15 protein-coding genes and 2 pseudogenes are annotated in these 21257 nt (G+C 65.5%); 3 read left to right on the top strand and 14 right to left on the bottom strand.

The features are described from left to right. Nucleotides 1–10 precede the first annotated feature (10 nt). Both ACREYQ_RS25070 and ACREYQ_RS25065 read left to right on the top strand, forming a co-directional pair. Nucleotides 11–1126, top strand: a complete 1116-nt coding sequence (locus tag ACREYQ_RS25070) for a 2-aminoethylphosphonate--pyruvate transaminase (protein WP_432260685.1) — start codon at nucleotides 11–13, stop codon at nucleotides 1124–1126. A 218-nt stretch (nucleotides 1127–1344) separates the two neighbouring features. Then, nucleotides 1345–2316 (top strand): Bug family tripartite tricarboxylate transporter substrate binding protein, encoded by a 972-nt coding sequence (locus ACREYQ_RS25065; protein ID WP_432260684.1) that lies wholly within the window; start codon nucleotides 1345–1347, stop codon nucleotides 2314–2316. A 4-nt stretch (nucleotides 2317–2320) separates the two neighbouring features. Here ACREYQ_RS25065 and ACREYQ_RS25060 read toward each other — a convergent pair. The 14 genes and pseudogenes from ACREYQ_RS25060 to ACREYQ_RS24995 form a co-directional block, all read right to left on the bottom strand. Next, nucleotides 2321–2479: pseudogene (locus tag ACREYQ_RS25060) on the bottom strand (LysR substrate-binding domain-containing protein); the annotation flags it as partial. An 82-nt stretch (nucleotides 2480–2561) separates the two neighbouring features. Continuing rightward, complete coding sequence (locus tag ACREYQ_RS25055; RefSeq protein ID WP_013953158.1) at nucleotides 2562–2924, bottom strand: helix-turn-helix domain-containing protein; 363 nt, start codon at nucleotides 2922–2924, stop codon at nucleotides 2562–2564. Nucleotides 2925–2927: 3 nt separating this feature from the next. After that, nucleotides 2928–3281: a toxin-antitoxin system TumE family protein gene (locus ACREYQ_RS25050; RefSeq protein ID WP_432260683.1), complete on the bottom strand. Its 354-nt coding sequence runs from the start codon at nucleotides 3279–3281 to the stop codon at nucleotides 2928–2930. A 252-nt stretch (nucleotides 3282–3533) separates the two neighbouring features. After that, nucleotides 3534–4445, bottom strand: coding sequence for a carbohydrate kinase family protein (locus ACREYQ_RS25045; RefSeq protein ID WP_432260682.1), 912 nt, complete (start codon nucleotides 4443–4445; stop codon nucleotides 3534–3536). A gap of 27 nt (nucleotides 4446–4472) precedes the next feature. After that, a complete protein-coding gene (pgi, locus tag ACREYQ_RS25040; protein WP_432260681.1) occupies nucleotides 4473–6107 on the bottom strand; it encodes a glucose-6-phosphate isomerase in 1635 nt (544 codons plus the stop codon). A gap of 45 nt (nucleotides 6108–6152) precedes the next feature. After that, nucleotides 6153–7649: a glucose-6-phosphate dehydrogenase gene (zwf, locus tag ACREYQ_RS25035; protein WP_432260680.1), complete on the bottom strand. Its 1497-nt coding sequence runs from the start codon at nucleotides 7647–7649 to the stop codon at nucleotides 6153–6155. A gap of 44 nt (nucleotides 7650–7693) precedes the next feature. Continuing rightward, the gene (locus ACREYQ_RS25030) at nucleotides 7694–8614 is read right to left on the bottom strand and encodes an ABC transporter substrate-binding protein (RefSeq protein WP_432262651.1); all 921 of its coding nucleotides are present in this window, start codon (nucleotides 8612–8614) and stop codon (nucleotides 7694–7696) included. A 91-nt stretch (nucleotides 8615–8705) separates the two neighbouring features. Next, the gene (locus tag ACREYQ_RS25025) at nucleotides 8706–9728 is read right to left on the bottom strand and encodes an ABC transporter permease subunit (RefSeq protein ID WP_432260679.1); all 1023 of its coding nucleotides are present in this window, start codon (nucleotides 9726–9728) and stop codon (nucleotides 8706–8708) included. 79 nt (nucleotides 9729–9807) lie between these two features. Continuing rightward, on the bottom strand, nucleotides 9808–11394 hold the full coding sequence (locus ACREYQ_RS25020; protein ID WP_432260678.1) for a sugar ABC transporter ATP-binding protein: 1587 nt from the start codon (nucleotides 11392–11394) through the stop codon (nucleotides 9808–9810). Further along, on the bottom strand, nucleotides 11381–12649 hold the full coding sequence (locus ACREYQ_RS25015) for an ROK family protein (protein WP_432260677.1): 1269 nt from the start codon (nucleotides 12647–12649) through the stop codon (nucleotides 11381–11383). Before ACREYQ_RS25015 ends, ACREYQ_RS25020 begins: the two co-directional genes overlap by 14 nt. Before the next feature lie 556 nt (nucleotides 12650–13205). Continuing rightward, nucleotides 13206–14555 carry a nucleobase:cation symporter-2 family protein gene (locus ACREYQ_RS25010; RefSeq protein ID WP_432260676.1) on the bottom strand — a complete coding sequence of 450 codons (1350 nt, stop codon included), beginning with the start codon at nucleotides 14553–14555 and terminating at the stop codon, nucleotides 13206–13208. A gap of 509 nt (nucleotides 14556–15064) precedes the next feature. Continuing rightward, entirely contained in the window at nucleotides 15065–15997 is a 933-nt protein-coding gene (locus ACREYQ_RS25005) for a hypothetical protein (protein ID WP_432260675.1), read from the bottom strand. Nucleotides 15998–16520: 523 nt separating this feature from the next. After that, nucleotides 16521–17004 (bottom strand): annotated as a pseudogene (locus ACREYQ_RS25000) (phospholipase D-like domain-containing protein); the annotation flags it as partial. Between the two features lie 98 nt (nucleotides 17005–17102). After that, nucleotides 17103–18626 carry a Fic family protein gene (locus ACREYQ_RS24995; protein WP_432260674.1) on the bottom strand — a complete coding sequence of 508 codons (1524 nt, stop codon included), beginning with the start codon at nucleotides 18624–18626 and terminating at the stop codon, nucleotides 17103–17105. 1222 nt (nucleotides 18627–19848) lie between these two features. Here ACREYQ_RS24995 and oxlT point away from each other — a divergent pair. Then, nucleotides 19849–21171 (top strand): oxalate/formate MFS antiporter, encoded by a 1323-nt coding sequence (gene oxlT / locus ACREYQ_RS24990; protein WP_432260673.1) that lies wholly within the window; start codon nucleotides 19849–19851, stop codon nucleotides 21169–21171. Nucleotides 21172–21257 lie beyond the last annotated feature (86 nt).

The raw sequence follows: 21257 nt of genomic DNA, 5'->3' as shown, positions 1-21257 counted from the left end.
GAGACACCGCATGACCACCCCGATCCTGCTGACCCCCGGTCCGCTGACCACATCCGACCGTACGCGCGAAGCCATGCTGCGCGACTGGGGCTCCTGGGACAGCGATTTCAATGCCATCACCGGGCGCATCCGCAAGCAGATTCTTGCCATCGTCCACGGCGAAGGCACTCATGAATGCGTCCCGATGCAAGGCAGCGGCACCTTCTCGGTGGAGGCCGCCATCGGCACCATGGTGCCGCGCGACGGGCATGTGCTGGTGCCGGTCAACGGCGCCTATTGCCGGCGCATTGCGCGTATCTGCCGCACCATGGGTCGCCGGCTGTCTACCCTGGACTTTCCCGAGGACCAGATCATGCGGCCGGAAGACATCGATGCCGCATTGCAGAACGATAAATCCATCACGCATGTCGCCGTGGTCCATTGCGAGACCGGCACCGGCGTGCTCAACCCGCTCGAGGCCATCGCGAAGGTGGTTGCCAGCCATGGCCGGGGGCTGATTGTCGATGCCATGAGCTCGTTTGGCGCGCTTGACATCGATGCGCGACGGGTCCGTTTCGACGCGGTCATCGCTGCGTCGGGCAAATGCCTGGAAGGGGTGCCGGGGATGGGCTTCGTCATCGCCCGGAGAGAGGCGCTGGCCGCAACCGAGGGCAACAGCCAGTCGCTGGCACTGGATCTCCATGACCAGTGGCAATACATGGAGAAGACCACGCAGTGGCGCTTCACCCCGCCGACTCATGTGGTCGCCGCGCTCGACCAGGCCTTGCAGCAATATATGGAGGAGGGCGGGCTCGCCGCCCGCGGCGCGCGCTACGCCCGCAACTGCCAGTTGCTGCTCGACGGCATGGCGGCCCTGGGGGTGCGCAGCTATCTCGACCGCTCGGTGCAGGCACCGATCATCGTGACGTTTCACGCACCCGACGATCCGAACTATGCGTTCAAGACCTTCTACCAGAAGGTGAAGGCGCGCGGCTACATTCTGTATCCCGGCAAGCTGACCGAGGTCGAAACGTTCCGTGTGGGATGCATCGGCCATTTTGGTGATGCCGGGATCCCGGGGGCCGTCAAGGCCATTGCCGAGGTATTTGCCGAAATGGGGGTGCAGGCGGCTGCCTGTGCCGCCTGAGGCGGCGTCGCGCGGTGGGGACCCTGGCCACGGGTCCTCCACCGCGCCAGCACTCACGCGCCCGGCACTTCCCTGGACTCGAAGCGCGCATAGCGCGCTGGTCTCGGCCACCCGTCCGCACATACCCTCGGTTGACGAGGTAATTTATATGCGTAAAATCGAATTCATAAATATGAATATCGCCGGCTTCCGACAACCGCCGTCCAGGAGACAACCCGATGAAACCGAACTCGCGCCGCCGCCTGATGCTGTGCGCCGCCGTGCTGGGCGCGATGCCTGCTCTGGCCTGGAGTGACACCTATCCCAGCAAACCGATCCGCATGGTGGTGCCGTTCGCACCCGGCGGGGCCACCGACGTGGTGGCGCGGCTGATCTCGCAGAAGCTGGGCGAGGCGCTCAAGCAGTCGGTGGTGGTGGAAAACCGCCCCGGCGCCAACGGCATCATCGGCACGGACGTCGTGGCGCGCGCGGCGCCAGACGGTTATACGCTGCTGCTCAACAGCGCCGGCGCGCAGACCCTCAGCCCGGTGCTGTACAAGGCCGGCTATGAGCCGCTGAAGAGCTTTGCGCCAATCTCGCAGATCAGCAATATCGGCTTCGTGATGGTGGTCCATCCGTCGGTGCCGGCCAAGACCGTGCAGGAGTTCGTGGCGCTGGCCAGGTCGAAGAGCAAGCCTTTGAGCCTGTCGGCCGGCAGCAGCATGATCGAGCTGATCGGCGCCACCTTCAAGGCCGCAGCGGGCACGCCGGACGTGGTCAGCGTGTCTTACCGCGGCACCGGGCCGCAGATGCAGGCGGTGGTGGCGGGCGAGGTGGACATGACCATCGATCCGTTCAACGGCATGGCGATGATCAAGGCCGGCAAGCTGCGTCCGCTGGCGGTGTTCGCGCCCAAGCGCTCGCCCGCGCTGCCGGATGTGCCGACCATGCATGAGGCCGGCTATGACGGCATGGCGTTCAATTCCTGGGCGGGCCTGCTGGCGCCGGCCGGCACGCCCAAGGAGATCGTCACGCGGCTGAACCAGGAAATGAACCGCATCCTGGCGCAGCCGGAAATCAGGCAGCGCCTGGCCGCGATCGACTATGAGGTGGTGGGAGGCACGCCGGAGCAGTTCGGCGCGACCATTGCCGAGGATGCGGCAAGGTGGGTCAAGATCGTCAAGGATACGAATTACAAGGCGGGTTCCTGAATGATCAGGCTGGTGACGGCGTCGCCTGCCGCACCAGCCAGTTGCGGAACGCGCGCGCAGCGGCCGGCTCCATCCGGTCGCGCTGCCAGACCACGTAGTCGCCGCCGCCGAGGCTGGCGCTGGCGTCGCTGGCGCGCACCAGCAAGTCTTCGCGCAGGCACATGGGCCACGCCAGCACCAGGATCAGCAGCGCCGAACCGCTGAGCAGCACGCGCCGGCCATGCCGCCAACCATGTCAGCGGACGCTAGTGAAAAGCAAGCTCAAGCTCCACGCCGCTGTAGTCAACGCGCGGAGCAAGCCTGCGGCGTGGCCCTTGTTCGAAGTGAATCAAGCCGTAGCCCTCCATCGTGCGGAGTGTCCGCGACAGGTTCGACACGGCCCGTCCGGTTTTCTGCGATAGCTCTTCGAGCGATTCAGGATTCGTTTCCGCGATCAGCGCGAGCAATTGGCGATTGGCTGGGGACAGGACCTTTGCCAGCACGTCCAGCGATTGAAACCAGACCTTGGGCTCATCCTTTCCGGGCTTGAGTTTGCCGCGGGCGATCGCCATGGTGCGGGCCTTGAAGTCTTCCAGTGAGGCGATGCCAATCTTGAGGTTGCCGCTCATCATTCACTCCTTTTGCTGCAGGATCTTGTCGACCTCTGTCCAGAAATCTTCCAGCAGCGTGGAAGCATCCTGGTAGTCATAGGATCGAACGCCCGCCGCCATGTGCTGGTGGTCGTATTCAATGCGCGTCCGCACTCCTGGCCCGGATCCCTCATTGATGCCGTGCGCATTGTCAAAGCCAAGCAAACGGCGGCCAATCCTGTCATGCAGTGTCAGCGAATACCTCAGTCCGTGAGGGCGTTCCTGCGAGACAGGGCAGGTGCGCACCACGATTTTTACCCAATGCAGGCTTTCGTCATCTATGACGAAGCGGAGTCCATCCAGGTCCAACAGTGTGTCGAGGCTACGGTCGCGCATAAGTATGCTATCACGGTGTGATAAGTTGTGCGAGCCCGACCGCTTGCATGTGTCGTACGTCCGTGAGGACGCCCGAATAACGTTGCCTGTGGCCAAGGCTAGTCTGGCTAGCACATCACTTTGCCACCGACAATGTAAGGAGGGGGTTACTTTCCCGAGATCTTGCGCATATTTAGAGCTTTCCCAAAAGGCTTCCCTTGCTGGCTCCGGCTTTCCCGTTGCTGATCGCTTGCGGCTCCTTTCGCCGGCCCTTCAGGCAGCCAGCAATTCTTCCACTTCCTCGCGCCGCGGCGGATACGCGCCGGCCCGGGTCGCAGCAATGGCTGCCGCGGCGGCAGCCAGCCGCGCCTGTGCGGCAAGGTCGCCCGCCGCGCCGGACAGCACGCCGGCCATCCAGCCGCCCATCGCCGCATCGCCACAGCCGACGGTGTCGGCCACATTCACTGCGAGCGCGGGTTGCTCGACGACAATACTGCCCTTGAGCAACGTCATGCCATGCGCGCCGCGCGTCAGCATGAGTGTTGCATCGGGTGCCATGGCGCGTACCTGTGCCAGTGCTGCGTCCGTATCGAGCGCGGGAAAGAGCCCGGCCAGGTCTTCGTCGGAGATCTTGACGTAGCTGGCCAGCCGCAGCATGTGTGCGAGGACGTTGGCGTAACCCGGTGCGCGCATCAGGTCCCGGAAGTTGGGGTCGAAGGCAATGCGCTTGCCCGCCGTTGTTGCCAGCGTGGCTTCTTCACACAGCCGTGCCGCCAGCGGCTGGCGCACCAGGCTGATGGAGCCGAAGTGGATCACCTCTGCCGCCTGGCGCCAGCCCTCTGGCAAGCGGGCCGGGTCGAAATGCAGGTCCGCGCTGTCGTCACCGACAAAGAAATACTGCGGCGGATGGCGCGAGGCCACGAAGGCCAGCAACGGCGAGCATGCCACCCGTTGCAGGAAGCGGCTGTCCAGGCCAGCTTCGGCGCTGGCTTGCGCCAGCTCATCGCCGAACAGGTCCAGGCTGACGGCGCCTGCAAAGGCGGTGGCAATGCCCAGCCGCGCGCCCACGCGCGCCACGTTCCAGCATGAACCTCCGGGCAGGCCCAGCCAGCTGCCGTCGGGCTGGCGGACCATGTCGGTCAGGGCCTCGCCGAACACGACATAGCGGGGTAGGGGCGTGGACATCGGTGTCTCCTTTTGGTCTGCTGCGGGTCAGCTTGCGGCCGTTGTCCGCACTGCCCGCGCGCGGCGGATCAGGGCGGCGGTCGAGGCATCGTGCGCGCCCGCGTCGGCCATGCCTTCCAGTTCGCGCTGGATCGGCGCTGCCAGCTTCTTGCCAAGTTCGACGCCCCACTGGTCGAAGGAGTTGAGCTGCCACAGCGCGCCCTGCACGAAGGTGCGATGCTCCGACAGCGCCAGCAGCGCGCCGAGGTGGTATGGGTCCAGCCGCTGCAGCAGCAGCGTATTGCTGGGGCGGTTGCCCTCGAACACCAGGTGCGGCACCAGCGCCTCGTCGCATACGCCCTCGGCGCGCACTTCGTCCGCGGTGCGTCCGCGCAGCAGCGCCTCGCCCTGGGCAAAGCAGTTGGCCAGCAGCTTGGTATGGTGGCCGGGCAGGTCGCTGACCGGCTCCAGCGTGGCGATGAAGTCTGCCGGAACCAGCTGCGAGCCCTGGTGCATCATCTGGAAGTAGGCGTGCTGGCCATTGGTGCCGGTGGTGCCCCACACCACCGCGGCCGAGCCCGCGTCGAGCGCGCCGCCATCGAGCCGCACGGACTTGCCGTTGCTTTCCATCTCCAGCTGCTGCAGGAAGGCCGGCAGCAGCTCCAGCGGCTCGCAGTACGGTGCCACGCAGCGGCTGCCGGCGCCGAGGAAGCTGCGGTACCAGACGTCGAGCAGGCCCAGGATCATCGGCAGGTTGCGTTCAGGCGGCGCGCTGGCGAAATGCAGGTCCATGGCGCGCGCGCCGTCCAGCAGTTGCCGGAAGCGCTCGAAGCCGATGGCCACGGCGATCGACAAGCCCACCGCCGACCACAGCGAGAAGCGCCCGCCCACCCAGTCCCAGAACGGGAACATATTGGCCGGGTCGATGCCGAACTCGGCGACTGCCTCGCGGTTGGTCGACACCGCCACGAAATGCCGTGCCAGTCCGGCGCGCGTCACGCCTTGCCGCAGGAACCAGTCGCGCGCGGTGCGGGCGTTGGCCATGGTTTCCAGCGTCGTGAAGGTCTTGGAGCAGACGATCACCAGCGTGGCGGCGGCATCGAGCCCGGACAGCGTGCGCGCGAGGTCGCTGCCGTCGACGTTGGCGACAAAGTGCATGCGCGGGCCGCTGGCTTGCGCGTCGGCCAGGGCGCGGCAGACCATGCGCGGGCCCAGGTCCGAGCCGCCGATGCCGATATTGACGATGTCCGTGATTGCACGGCCATCGAAGCCGGTCCACGCGCCGCCGCGCACGGCGCCGGCAAAGCGTTCCATCTGCGCCAGCACCGCGGCGACGTCCGCGCCGACGGATACGCCGAGCGCGCGATAGCCATCCTCCGGATAGGCACGCAGCGCGATGTGCAGCGCGGCACGGTGCTCCGTGGTGTTGACCGGCTCGCCGGCGAACATGGCGTCGCGCCGCTCGGCGACGCGCGCTTCGCCGGCCAGCGCGAACAGCAGTGCCAGGGTGTCGTCGGTAATGCGGTTCTTGGCGTAGTCCAGCATCAGGCCGCAGGCTTCTGCAGTGAAACGCTCGGCGCGCAGCGGGCCGCGCGGGCCGTCGAACCAGTCGCGCATATGGGTGCCGCGCAGGGTGTCGGCGTGCGCGCGCAGGGCTTGCCAGGCCGGTAGGGAAGTGGTCATCTCGGGTGCTCCGCAATACTTGGGCAATACCAGTCAATACGTGGACTACATCTCTTCATGCCAGGCCATGCCGTCGCGCGACAGCAGGGCACTGGACGCCGCCGGGCCCCAGGAGCCGGCGGTGTAGGGCTTGGGCGGCGTGGGGGAGCTCTCCCACGTCTTCAGGATGGGCGCGACCCAGCGCCATGCCTGGGCCTGTTCGTCGCGCCGCACGAACAGGCCCAGCCGGCCGCGGATCACGTCGAGCAGCAGGCGCTCGTATGCGCCTACGCGCCGCACGCGTGGCGCGGCGTGGTTCAACTGCAGGTCGAGCGACGCGGGAGTCAGCGCCTGGGTGTCGCCCGGCTGCTTGGTCAGGAAATACAACCGGATGCTTTCCTCGGGCTGCAGCGTGATCACGAGCCGGTTGCCGGACATGACACCGAGCGGATGCGGGAACAGCGGGTAGGGCACATCGTGGAAATGGATCACGATTTCCGCCACGCGCGACTGCATGCGCTTGCCGGTGCGCAGGTAGAACGGCACGCCGGCCCAGCGCCAGTTGGCAATCTCGGCGCGGATGGCGACGAAGGTCTCGGTGCGGCTGTCGGGCGCGATGCCGGGCTCGCTGGCATAGCCGGGCACCGGGTCGCCGCCAGCGGCCCCGCGGGTGTACTGGCCGCGCACCACCTTCTCGGCGACGTCCTCGGGCCGGATCGGCCGCAGCGCCTTCAGGATCTTCAGCTTCTCATCGCGGATGGCGTCTTCCGACAGGCTGGTGGGCGGCTCCATCGCCACCATGCACAGCAGCTGCAGCAGGTGGTTCTGGACCATGTCGCGCAGCGCGCCGATGCCGTCGTAGAAGTTGCCGCGGCGCTCCACGCCCAGCTCTTCGGCGATGGTGATCTGCACCTGGCGCACCCATTCGCGCCGCCACAGCGGCTCGAACAGCACGTTGCCAAAGCGCACCGCCATCAGGTTCTGCACCGACTCCTTGCCCAGGTAGTGGTCGATCCGGTAGATCTGGTCCTCGGCAAAGTGCCGCGCCACTTCGGCGTTGATGGCTTCGGACGAGGCCAGGTCGTGCCCGAGCGGCTTCTCCAGCACGATGCGGCTGCGCTGACCGGTCAGGCCCACGCGCGCCAGTTGCTCGCAGATGGTGACAAACAGGTGCGGGGCCGTGGCCAGGTAGAACACTACGACAGGTGCCGCGCGCGCATTGACCAGCTCGGCCAGCGCATCGAAGCCGGCATCGGCGTTGGCATCGACCTGCAGGTACAGGATGCGGTCGAGAAAGCCCTGCCAGGCCGCCGCCGCGGCATTGCCCGCCAGCGCCGGCAACACTTCATCGTTGAGCATGGCCAGGTAGGCGTCGTGCGACAGCGGCTGGCTGCCGAGCGCCAGGATGCGCCCGCGCGGATGCAGGGAGCCGGCGGCATGGGCGTCGAATAGCGCGGGCAGCAGCTTGCGCCGCGCCAGGTCGCCGGTGGCGCCGAACATTACGAAATCAAACTCCGGGGCAGGTTCAGGCACCGGAGCGCCGGCAGGGTGGCTAGCCATCATGGATCAGAAAACAGGTGAAGGGGTGGAGGGACCGGCCCTGCCGCTCAGCGCGGCGCGGCCCAGCCTTTGTACTGGCCGACATTGGCGCGCGTCACCAGCGTGGACGGCAGCAGCACGGTCGGGTTGGGCGGGCGCTGGCCATGCATCATGCCCACGCCCAGCTGCACCGCGGTGCGGGCAATGGCCCACGGGTCCTGGCTGGCCGAGGCCTGCACCAGCGTATCGGCCTTGAGCGCTGCCTCGATGTCGGGCGCGCCGTCGACCGAGGCGATCAGGATGCCGCGGCGGTTGAGCTGGCGCGCGGCCAGGTCCGCGCCCACGGCCTGCGGGTCGTTGATGGTGAAGACCGCATCCACCTTGGGAAAGCGCGTCAGGTACAGCTGCATCACGTTCAGGCCGCCTTCGCGCGAGCCCTTGGCATCCTGGTCGTCGGACAGGATGCGGATATCGGGGTGGCGCGCCAGCACGCTCTTGCAGCCCTTGACCCGGTCCAGCACCGCCGACACCGGCGGGCCGTTCTGGATGATCACGTTGCCGCGGCCCTTGAGCCGGTCGGCGATAAAGCCGCAGGCGAGTTCGCCGGCCTGGGTGTTGTCGGTCTGCACGGTGGCGTCAGCGCCGGCCGCGGCCACGTCGACCGCCACCACCACGATGCCCGCCTTGCGCGCCTTGCGTACCGCCGGCTCGATGGCGCGGGCATCGGCGGCGTTGATCAGGATCAGGTCGACGCCGGCGACGATAAAGCTGTCGATATGGGTGAACTGCTTGTTCAGGTCGTAGTCGGCCGACAGCACGGTGACCTTCACGTTCGGGTTGACCTGCCGGGCCGCGGCCTCGGCGCCGCGGGCCAGTGCAACGAAGTACGGGTTGCCCAGCGAGCCCAGTGTTACGCCGACCTTCCTGAGCGGGCGCGGCGCGGCCTGCGCCTCGGAAGCCGGCGCCGTCTGCGCGGGGGCCTGTGCCATGGCTGGCACGGCGCACAGCGCTGCCAGCGAGCCCGCCGCCAGGGCCTTGAGGATGGGTTTGATCACGCTTTGTCTCCGGTGCGGGCGCATCTCAGGTACGGGCCGAGCCCTTCTGGCGATAGCGGTCGAGCGCGACCGCGCCGATGATCACCAGGCCCTTGATGATGTATTGCCAGATATCCGACACGCCCAGCAGGATCAGCCCGTTGGACAGCACCGCGATAATCAGCGCGCCCACCAGTGTCCCTGCGATCGACCCGACCCCGCCGACAAAGCTGGTGCCGCCCAGGATCACCGCGGCGATCGCATCCAGCTCATAGGACTGGCCCAGCTGCAGCCCGTTGGCCGCATACAGGCGCGAGGCCGACATCACGCCGCCCAGCCCCGACAGCAGGCCGGACACCGCATAGACGAACAGCACCACCACCCACACCTTGATGCCCGACAGGCGCGCGGCCTCGGAGTTGCCGCCGACGGCGTAGATCTGCAGCCCCAGCACCGTGCGGCGCAGCACCAGCCACGACACCGCGATCACCGCAACGGCGATCACCACCAGCCAGGGCACGCCCAGCAGGTCGCCGTTGCCGATGAAGGCGAACGAGATATCCGGGTTGTAGACCGTGCTGTCGTTGCCGACCAGCCGCGCCAGTCCGCGCACCGCGGTCAGGCTGCCCAGCGTGACGATGAACGGCGGCAGCTTCATGAAGGCGATCAGTGCGCCGTTGAGCAGGCCGAACAGCAGCCCGCACAGCAATGCCGCCGGCACGCTCAGCGCGGCCAGCTGCGGCGTTAGCGAAACCAGCATTGCTACCACCGCCGAGATCGACAGGATCGATCCCACCGACAGGTCGATGCCGCCGGTCAGGATCACGAAGGTCATGCCCGCGGCCAGTACCAGGTTGATCGACGCCTGCTGGGCGATGATCGACAGGTTCTGCAGGCTGGCGAAGTTCTCAGTCAGCAGCGTGAAACCGAAGCAGAGCAGCACCAGCACCGGCAGCATGCCGAGTGCGCGCAGGCGTTCCTGCGTGGTGGCGCGACCGGTGGCGCGTGCGAGCGGCGCGCAGGCCTGGGCGGTGGCGCCGTGGGCCGTGGACGAAAGGGGATTGCGCATAAGTGTCTCCTGATGCTGCGAGGCGGCTTGCCGCCCCGGCGCGGCCGTTCTTTGCCGGCCTGTACGGGAATTCAACGGTTCAATGCAGGACGGTGGGCTTTTGCTCGCCGGCACCAGTTGCCAGCGCGATGATCTGTTCCTGCATGGCGGCGGCATCGGCGCAGCCCGGCACTTCGCCGACCAGCTCGCCTTCGCGCATCACCAGCACGCGGTCGCACAGGCCGACCACCTCGGGCAGCTCGCTGGAAATCATCAGCACCGCCACGCCGGCGCGCGCCAGCTCGTTGATCAGGCGGTAGATCTCGGCCTTGGCGCCGATGTCCACGCCGCGCGTGGGCTCGTCCAGGATCAGCACGCGCGGCCGGGTTTCCAGCAGGCGCGACAGCATCACCTTCTGCTGGTTGCCGCCCGACAGCGAGCCCACATTGACCTGCGGGTGCGCCACGCGGATGCCGAGCGAGCGGATCGCGGCGGCGGTGCGCTGGCGCGCGCTGGCGCGGTTGAGGCGCCCGCCGCGCAATGCATCGCGCGCGGCCACGATCAGGTTGATGTTCTCGTGCACGCTCTGGTCCAGGAACAGGCCCTGCAGCTTGCGGTCTTCGGTCAGGTAGGCAATGCCGGCATCGATCGCCTGGCGCGGGCCGGTGACGGCCAGCGGCGTGCCGGCCACGAACACGGCGCCATCGGTGCGGGCATCGGCGCCGAAGACCAGCCGCGCCAGCTCGGTGCGCCCGGCGCCGACCAGCCCCGCCAGGCCCAGCACCTCGCCGGCGCGCAGGTCGAAGCTGCAGCCGCGCACGCGGCGCCCGTCGGACATATTGCGCACTGACAGCATGATCTCGCCCGGCGCGGTCTCGCCGTGGGTCTTGGTGTAGAAGCCGGACAGGTCGCGGCCGACCATCATCTTGACCAGCGCCGCCTGCGTCAACGCCTCACGCGTGAGCGTGCCGACAAAGCAGCCGTCGCGCAGCACGGTGACGCGGTCGGCCAGTTCATCGATTTCCGCCATGCGGTGGCTGATGTAGATGATGGCCATGCCTTCGGCGCGCAACTGGCGGATCAGCGCGAACAGGCGGTCGGTCTCGCGGGTGGACAGGGGCGTGGTGGGCTCGTCCATCACCAGGATGCGGGTCTCGAAATGCACCGCACGGGCAATTTCCACCAGCTGGCGCTGCGCGATCGACAGCGTATGCACCGGCGTTTGCGGTGTGAAGTCCGCGCCCAGCCGGGCCAGCGTTGCCTCGCACGCGCGCGCCATGGCAGTGCGGTCGACCATGCCGCGGTGGTGCAGGTGGCGGCCCAGGTAGATGTTCTCGGCCACGCTCAGGTTGGGCGCCAGGCTCAGCTCCTGGTAGATCACGGCCACGCCGTGGGCGCGCGCCGTGGCCGGGCCGTCGATGGCCACCGGCGCGCCCGCTATGCGGCACTCGCCCCCCGGGTCGGCAATGTAGGCGCCCGACAGGATTTTCATCAGCGTGGATTTGCCGGCGCCGTTCTCGCCCATCAGGGCATGGACCTCCCCGGGGTAGACGGTCAGCGCCATGTTGGTGAGCGCCTTCACGCCGGGGAAGGTCTTGGAGATGTTGCGCAGTTCGAGCAGCGGCGCATGGCTGCCATGCAGGTGCGCCGGGACGGCCGAAGTACGCGGTGCTTCAGACAATGGCATGGCTGGCCTCCGGAACGATGGCCGACGCACCCCGTAGCAGTTCGGCGCGCGGCGAGAAGTTCATGAACATCGGGAGCGACGCGGCACCTACCGCGCCGGCGTTGGCGCCAAAGCAGCCGCGCACCACGGTGGCGGGCGCGCGGGCTTCGGGGGCGCTTTCATCCAGCGCCTGCTGCAGGCGCGCGATCATCGTGGCGACCAGGCCGCCGTCGATATCGGCATCGAAGATCACCAGCGGCACGTCGAGCACGGCCAGGGCCGACTGCAGCGCAGGCGCCAGCGCATCGACGCAGTCCGTAATCCATTCCTCGACCGCCGGGTGGCCCAGCTCGGCCTGGCGCTGCAGGTCGGCATGGCCGTTGACCACCACGCCGTGGTGGCGCAGGTGGCGGGTCAGGGCGTTGAGCGACGCGCGTGAGATCAGGATGTCATGGCGCTTGCCATTTCCGTTTGCCGACGGCGCTGAGGGCAGGGTGCTGGGCGGCGCCGGCATCATCGCAATATCGCCCGCGTTGCCCGAGACACCGCGCACGCAATCGCCATTCAGCACCACGCCGCCGCCGATGGCGGGGCCAAGGAACACATAGAGGAAATGCTGGGCATGGTGGCGGCCGTAGAACAGCTCGGCCACCGCGGCGGCGGTGCCGTCGTTCTCGCCGAACACCGGCAAGCCGGTGGCGGCGTTGAGCATCGCCGGGAAATCGGCCTGGTCCCAGGCGCGGAAGCTCGCCTGGAAGGCCTCGCCCTGTACGTCGAGCTCGCGCAGCCAGGCACCCAGGTTGTACGGCTGCGCCACGCCGATGCCCAGCAGCCGCTTCTGTTCGGCGGGGGTGAGCAGGGCGCGCAGCTCGGCGATGTCATGCCGCACCATCTCCAGCGCCTGGTCGGGGTGGGGCAGGACCAGCTGATGGGCACGGCTGGCAAGGATATGGCCGGCAAAGTCCACCATCACCACCTCGATGCTGCCCCGGTCCAGCCGCACGCCGATGCCGAAGGCGCCCTTGGGCTGCAGCCGGATCAGGCTGGCGGGCTGGCCGCGCTGGCCTTCGGTGCGGCGCCCGGACTGCTCGACCAGGCCTTCCTCGGATAGGGTCTGCACGATGCTGCCGACCGCCGTATTGGTCAGCTGGGCCATGCGCGCCAGGTCGGCCTTGGAGGCTTCGCCGGCACGGCGCAGCGCCAGCAGCAGCGCGCGTTCGTTGTACAGGCGCAGGCTGGCGGAATTCACGCCACGGCCTGCTTTGGATGCGGTCATCTTGTCTCCGTCCTGTTCGTCCGGCCCTGAGGCTGGCGCTATTAATTAATTCACGTTGAATTAAATGATATGAGAGCGCAGAACTCAACCGCGGGGAAACCCGGAGAGTGGGGGCGTCGCATGGATGCCGGGTGAAGTTGGCGCCACTAACGCGGAAGGGAAGGGAGGGATAGCGGCGGCCCGCCCGCAGGGGGCGCCAGGGGAGGCTGCCCGCGTGCGGGCTTATTGCTTCGGCATCTGCACGGTGTAATACCCGCCGGTCCCGGTGCTGCCGGCCATCATCAGCGTGCGTGCTAGGCGCGTGCTGCGGTCACGATGATGCCTCCGTCGGCCGGCATCAGGCCCCGCGCGACGGCCGGCGCAGCGGGTGTTTTCTTGCTGCGGAACTGCGCGCGCTGCCGACGGCGTTGCGTGATGCCGCCGTGGAAGCTGCGTGGCGAAGGCGCAAGGTGGCGTGAGGGCGGGACGTACCGCGTCCGAATTCAGGACGGGTCAGTCACGGCAAAAAAGGCGCGCGGGCAAGTGGGCCGGCGCGCCTTTTTCAATGTCTGGTAGCTCAGGCGGCTTCGCCGGCAGCGGTGCCTACGCCGCCATGCTGCGCATCGTCAGCCGTTTGCGCCTCATCCTTGCGGCCAGGCAGCAGCAGGTTGAGGATCACCGCCGACAGCGAGCCCACCGTGATGCCGGAGCCAAACACTTCATGGACAAAGGCCGGCAGCTTCGACAGCAGTTCCGGGCGGAAGGTCACCGCCAGGCCGCAGCCGATCGAGACCGCGACGATCAGGGTATTGCGCTGCGTGAACCTGACCGTGCTGAGCATCTGGATCCCGCCCGACACGATCATCGCGAACATCATCAGGCCCGCGCCACCGAGCACCGGTTGCGGGATTGTCACCACCAGCGCGCCCAGCACCGGGAACAGCCCGGCCAGCAGCAGCATCACGCCGGTCAGCGCCACCACATGGCGGCTGGCCACGCCGGTCAGCGAGACCACGCCGACGTTCTGCGCAAAGGTCGACAGCGGCGGGCTGCAAACCAGCGCCGCAAAGGCGGAGCCAAAGCCATCGCACAGGATGCCGCGCGACAGGCACTTGCCGGAGATCGGCCGCTGCGTGGCCGCGCCGAGCGCCATGAACGTGCCGGTCGACTCGACGATGGTCACCAGGAAGGCAATCGACATGGCGACGACGCCCGAGATCGGGAACGATATGCCGAAGTGCAGCGGCTGCGGCACCGCGAACACCGGCGCCCGGTGAAACTGCGTGAAGTCGATCAGTCCCAGTGCCAGGCACAGCAGGTAGCCGCCGGCAATGCCGACGACAATGGCCGAGGCCGACAGCATGCCCTTGCCCCACTGCACCACGGCCACCACCAGCGCCAGCACCGCGACGGCAATCGCGAGATTGCCGGGCGAGCCATAACTGCTGCTGCCGTGGCCGCCCGCGGCCCAGTCGATGGCCACCGGGATCAGCGACAGGCCGATCATGGTGACGACCACGCTGGTGACGGTATGCGGAAACAGCTTGCGGATCGCGGGCATGAAGAAGCTGCCCAGGATCATCACCAGCGAGCCCGCCAGCGCGGAGCCCAGGATGCCGGCCACGCCGTGCTCGACGCCCACGCTGATGGCCGCGCCGACAAAGGCGAAGCTGGTGCCCATCACGCACGGCATGCGGATGCCGACCGGGCCGACGCCCTTGCACTGGATGATGGTGACGATGCCCGAGCCGAGCAGGGCGGCATTCACCAGCGCCACGACCTGGTCCGGCGGCAGCTTCAGGGTACCGCCGATGACCAGCGGCACCGCGATGATGCCGCCAAGGGCCGCCAGCAGATGCTGGAGCGCAAGCAAGAACGTCGTCAACCGTGGGGGGCGGTCTTCCACCTTGAACAGCAAGGGCGCCATTCATGTCTCCTGTTGTCTGGCCGGATATCTTTCCGGACTGTCTTGTTCTTCCTGCGCCGGGGAAGCGGGGGGGGGGCTGGCCCCGGCGATATCGGGGAGCAAGAATAACAGGGATAAGCACTCGGTGATACAAAAATTGCATACAATTTGTATCAACTCCCCTGCGCGGAAGGATAAGGCGGGGCGGCTGCGGGATCAGCGGCGCCCGGCTAGGGGCGATCTTGGCCACCTCGGTCAGTCAAAAGGATCAGCGTTAATGGAGGTCATGAGGCTAAATGCGCGCTTTGGCCTCTCCTCTGGCAGTCACCCAGGAAGGGTTATGAAATGCCTTGTTATGAAATGGCCCGGCTCGCTGCTCGCGACGTCGCTGGCAATGATGTTGCCCACTGCCGGCGCGACCTTGCCTGCCCTGATCACGCGGGGCGAACCTCGGAGATGAATTTTTCGGCTGATACCGTCCTGGTCGGCGCAGCGGCGTTGATGACAACCGGAGGGGTGTCTCCGGCTGGCTAGAACCGATACCCCAGGCCCAGCACCATCACATCGGTATCGCGGCTATTGGTCGTGATGGTGCGATGCCAGGAAAAGCGCGTGGTCCAGGACGGACTGATGCGATAGCTCGCCGACATGGTGAACAGGCCGAGCGTACGCGTGACCCCGCCACCATCGTCATGGTCCCGTGCGAAATAGGGACCAAAGCCGATGCCAAGCGTCAGATGGTCATTGAAGAATGGCCGCACCAGCCAGGCTTGCGCGGCCAGGCCCTGCCGGCGCACGACCCGGGCATCGCCCTCGTTCAGATAGGTGGCTGTGAGGTCTACGTACGGCAGGATGCCGCGCCGGTACTCGGCCGCGTAGGCGATGCCGCTGGGAGAATCAAAGTTATTGACAATGGTTGTGCCGCCGAACACGGTGAGCTCATTGTGGGTCGTCAGGTTGTTGTACGAAGTCGGAGGCACGACCGGGCCATCCCTGCCCCCCCGGTCAAGCTGGTAGCCCACGCCGAGCAGGAAGGTGTTGGTGTCAATGCTGCCGAATGCCTGCGCGCGGTTGTATCGCGCCTGCAGGATCCACGGACCGCCGTTGATATACCAGGTGCCTGCCGCGCTGATCAGGATGCCCCACCCGTGCTGGTCATTCGCGCCGCCTTCTGCTGTCCTCACGGTGGTATCGAAATAACGGTACGGACCGACGCCAAGCGAAAAGGCAAAGCGCCGGTCCGCCGACAGCAACCGCCCCCACAACTGCGCGCTGTGGCCATCACGATGGTGGTTGGTGACGTGCCCTTCGTTCAGATAAGAGAAGGAGGCGTAGACATTGTCGGTCAGGTTATGGGCGTACTCATAAGTGTAGCCATAGGTCTTCTCCCCCAGCGACGGCGTCTGCTGCAGCCCGCCAAGCACGTAAAACTCCTGGGCTTGGGCGACATGGTGGATGCCCATCAGCAATGCTGCGCAGAGCGCGGCATGCCTCAGGCGACGCACACCATCCCGACGGCCCAAGCCAAACTCAAGGCGACATTGCATAAGCTGTGCTCCCCGATTGCGCATGCCAAATGCGCATGATGCTGCGTTCGCCGCAGCGCTTCAAGCCCCCACAGCGTCAACGCAACACTATTGACGCGACGCTTCGTCGTGCGGCACAAGCGTTGTGTCCATGGGCTGAATCCGCAGGCCGACCCGGCCAGCTTCGGTCAGTCGCGCATCACAAGCCAATAACTGAGTCGGCCGAGAATCGGGCATTCGGCGACAGAAGCCTGCCGCAGGCACCACACCTCAGGCCCCCCTTACAACTCCTCCTTAATCGGCAACACCCTCAACACCCCAATCCCGAGATGCTGCAACGGCCCCATCCCCGGCTCGCTCTTGGCGTGCAGGCTGGCCCTGCCCGACGCCAGCCAGGTGCGCGAGCGCTTGTTGGGCTTCGAGAGCTCAGCGTACGCGCTGGGCTTGAGCTCGTATAGACCGGCGCCTGCTTGCCGCCGGGAATCAGCGCGGCTACGGGATAGGACGATTCATCATTCCAGTACTCATCAAAGACAGCGGAGACCCTGCGGCACGGCGGGGCCCGCGACAAGCACGTCGAGGTCGCTGAAATCGATGTCCGGGCGCGCCGAGAAGTAGGCCTCGCCGATGTTGCGCCCGCCTACCAGCGATATCTGGTTGTCGACCGTCATGGACTTGTTGTGCATGCGGCGGTCGAGCCGGCTGAAGCTCAACAGCAGTTCCAGCCAGCGCACGCTGCGGTTGGCAAACGGATTGAAGAGCCGGACCTCGATGTTCGGATGTGAATCGATGGCCGACAGGATCTTGTCCATGCCATCGGTACGCAGGTCATCCAGCAGTACGCGCACGCGCACGCCGCGGTCGGCGGCGTCGATGATGGCGCCCAGCACGGCGGCGCCGGTGCCCGTGGTTTCGAAGATATAGGTCTGCAGGTCCAGGCAGTGCGGCTGGCAAGACATGTCGAACATCTGCTTCTGTGCGGCAGTGCGCGGCCCCCCTGCGGGGCTCGCCCACGGCATTCGTGCGCACATGGTCTGGCGCTTCAGCCGTTGCCTTCGTGTTCGAGATAATCGGCGAATTCGTCGTGCACGACGGCCTCGATGCGGGCGAGCTCGTCGTCCGTGATGTCTTCGAACAGCTTGCGCTTGCGCTTCGACAGCTCGCCGTGGTTCTGGACGATGAGGTCAATCAGGTTAGACAGGCGTGACTGGCGCAGGTCGAGCCAGCTTTCCAGGCGTGTGACGCTGGCATCGTACGCGCGCAGATACTGGATCTCCTGCGCAAGATCTTGCTCGACGCATTGCTCGATGCACTCGAACACGAATTCGCACAGCGCGGTGGCGTCAAAGGATGCGTAGAGCCACCAGGGCTGCGGCGACTTGATCAGGATGGTGTCGCTGTCCGCATCCAGCGCGTAGTTGAGCAGGGCCGTGCGCGGGGCGGAATAGGACTTCAGCAGGGCCGCATAGATATCGATCTGCTTGAGCATCCGTGCGGACACCGGCAGCACCACGCCTTCGGGCGTGACCCCGGCCTGGCGCAGCAAATGGTGGATGAGGAAACGGTGGAGGCGGCCGTTGCCGTCGTAGAACGGGTGGGCAAAGACAAAGCCAAACGACACGCAGGCGGCCACCACGATCGGGTTTGCCGCCTGTGCCTCGACCAGGCCGGCCACCGCGGCGATCCCGTCCATCATTGCGCCGAGTTGCTCAGGCGGCGGGGGAATAAAGTCCGCGATATTGCGCAGGCGCCCGCCGCGCGACAGCCAGTTCTGCTTGTCGCGGTAGGAGAACTCGGCGCGCAGCCCGGAGATGATCTCGTTCTGCCACTCGCATAGCTGCTCTTCGGTCAGCGGTGCAGGATTGCCGGCGTATTCCAGCAGCCGCCTGAACTTGGCGACGCGCTGGTTATCAGGGATCTCATGCTCGATGGAATAGGTCGATCGTGTTTCCGCGAGGTAGAGGTAGTCCACTGCCCGCGCGAGCAATTCCGGCTCGAGCCGCCTGATGGCGGTGGACACGCGGCCCGGAAGGTCGGCGGCAATGAAGCGCGCCAGCCTTTCGGTCCTGCGCACCACCGGGCAAAACGCCGCCGGCCCAAGGTGATTGTTCTGGATGCCGAACTGCAGGTCTGGCGTTGCCGGGCCGGTCAGGTATGCCGCCTCGTCAAGCGCCAGCACCCTGGGCGCGCCGGCCGGCAGCTTGTAGTCGAACTGCACCCCGGCAAGCCATTTGGCATAGAACGCGCTGAGCCTTGCATAGCGCGAGGTCGGGGTGGCCGCCAGCCAGTCCCGTACCGCCTGCACCGCCTCCGCTTGCTCGAACAGGGCCGCGAGCACGGTCAGGTCCAGTTGCTCTTTCTTCAGCGCGAAGGTGAGGTGGTCCACCGTCGTGTCGCCGCCCCGGTAGCGGTTTCTTGGGTACACGGTGCGCGTAGTGCCGTCCGGCCCGGTGTGCGTGCTGAGGACACCGGTCTTGTCGGCGAGGGCGGACGTCGAGCGCAGGGGCGGGACGCGCAAGCCGAACTTCCGGATCAGCGCGTCATAGCCTAGTGGTGCATGAGGCATACTGCGTTGCAGGGTGTGTGTGCAAATTCACTCGGAGCTTACCATAGCTTCTACGGGATTTACCAAAATATCTACTTCTTGGCAATCTTGTTTCCATTCCATCTATAACACCGTGATGGGTGGGGGGATAGCCCGGCCCGCCTGGCTTCCCGGGCGCTCTACAGCACTTACCTTTTTATCTACTCCCGAGGGGAACCGTGACTATCTTGTCTACAGGTGTGTTATTGAGCGTTCCCTAGTGCACGACAACATAACAACAACGACCGTCATTCCCGCGAAGGCGGGAATCCAGCGTCTTCACGTCCCCTTCGGGGATAAAGCCACTGGGTCCCCGCCTTCGCGGGGACGACAAGCAGGAAGCGTTATGGTGAGTTCTGGAAACATCAATAAATCCCGGACCCATGCCCGGGGGCACCGTGAACCGGGGGCATGACATTATTGTCATTTTTTTGATTCGATTCGAAGGTATTTCGCCGTCTTTCCTGAAAATCCGGTCAGGGTTTTCTCGTATTTTCACCGATAATTCATATTAAATGGTCCATTTCTATTTGTCAGATCCGGCAAATCGCCTATAACTGCAACTACATGTTGCGGCCGATGTCACGCATCATGCCTCAGCCCGACAGGCTTGCCTGCGGGCATTTTTTTTGGGGCTGGTGAGTGTCAATTATGAATCAATCAGTTTCATCCATTCCTGTTTTCAATCGGCGGCAAAGATAATCATGACATATCTGTAATGATGACGTTTTTGTAATCATGACAATTTCGTAATGATAATAATCAGTCTTCCTGATCATTCATTCATGAGAATCACTTATTTATTGCCGTGTGTATGCCTGAAACCCGCGCCAGTAAAGGAATTCGAAGATTTAGCCGAATCGTGGTCGGAGCATTTATCCAGGGGTTTGGATGCAAATTCAACGTGAATATCTGACGCCGATCCCTTCCCGGCATAAGTTCAGTGAAAACCCTGCCATGCCTTTCGCTTGACTTACTTGATATATCACATACTGTGCATCCCATCGCCGCTCATAACTTGAGACAGGTGAGGGCGGAGACCTCAGGTCGGCGTCGTTATAAGAGAAAAATAAATGCCAATGACACAGGAGACATGAAATGCCAGCAGCCACCCATAAGCTGAGGCGCAGCGCGTCCGCATATCCGCCCATATACTCGTCCATCCGGTCGCAGGTAAATGGCCAAGCCATTCAAGGAGCGTGCAATGAATAATCCAACGGCAGCAGGCCTGGGCGCGCACCACCAGGTCCCGGAAGGCAAGCGCTGGATGCAGCTGATCGTCGGGGTGGTCTGCATGATCGCCACCGCGAACATCCAGTACGCCTGGACCCTGTTTGTCCCGGAGATCCAGGACACCTACGGCTGGTCGCGCGCCAGCATCCAGATCGCGTTTACGGTTTTCGTGCTGGTCCAGACCTGGCTGGCGCCGATCGAGGGCTACTTCATCGACAAGTTCGGCCCGCGCATGATGGTTGCCTTCGGCGCGGTGTTTATCGGGGCGGCGTGGTGCATCAACTCCCAGGCCACCACCCTGACGGGCTTCTACGTCGGCGCGGCCGTTGGAGGCCTGGGCGTTGGTTCGATCTACGCCACCTGTATCAACAACGCGCTCAAGTGGTTCCCGGACCGCCGCGGCCTTGCCGTCGGCCTCACCGCCGGTGGCTACGGCGCAGGTTCCGCCGCGACCATCCTGCCCATCGCGGCCATGATCGAGTCGCAGGGCTTCCAGCACACCTTCCTGTTCTTTGGCCTGCTGCAAGGCTCGCTCGCCTTTGTCGCGGCCTGGTTCCTGCGCTCGCCCAGGGCGGATGAAGTGAAGGCGTCGCAGAAGCTGGTCCAGGCCACGCGCGACTACACGCTCAAGGAAGCACTGTGCACCCGGCTGTTCTGGCTGATGCTGGTCATGTTCGTCCTGGTCGTCACGGGTGGCATGATGGCCGTGGCCCAGCTTGGCGTGATCGCCAAGGACCTGGGCGTGAAGGAGTTCAAGGTCGACCTGCACTTCTTCGTGATGGCCGCGCTGCCGCTGGCGCTGATGCTGGACCGGATCATGAACGGCATCTCGCGTCCGCTGTTCGGCTGGATCTCGGACAACATCGGCCGCGAGAAGACCATGGTCATCGCCTTCACGCTGGAAGGCCTGGGCATCATCGCGCTCGGCTACTTCGGCAGTAATCCGTACGCCTTCCTGATCCTGTCGGGGGTGGTGTTCCTGGCCTGGGGCGAGGTCTACTCGCTGTTCTCGGCCCTGGCCGGCGATGCCTTCGGCACCAAACACATCGGCAAGATCTACGGTGTGCTGTACACGGCCAAGGGCATCGGCGCACTGTTCGTGCCGATCGGCAACCTGATGATGGAGGCGACCGGCACGTGGTCCACCGTCCTCTACACCGTTGCGGCCATGGACCTGACCGCGGCCTTCCTGGCGATCATGGTGCTGCGGCCGGTGCTGAAGAACCATGTTGCAGCGTCCAGGAGCCTGTTCTCGAAGAAAACGGCTGCGGCGGGGACGCAGGTGCCAGCCTGACGCGGCGGCAACCCGGGCGGGCTTCTTCGGAAGCCCGCTGGCGTGGGTGCAGCGGATGGCGATGTGCCGATAGCGAGCCCTGCCTG

The sequence above is a fragment of the Cupriavidus sp. TMH.W2 genome (assembly GCF_050847365.1).
Lineage (GTDB): Bacteria > Pseudomonadota > Gammaproteobacteria > Burkholderiales > Burkholderiaceae > Cupriavidus.
This window is presented reverse-complemented; position numbering and strand designations above follow the sequence as displayed.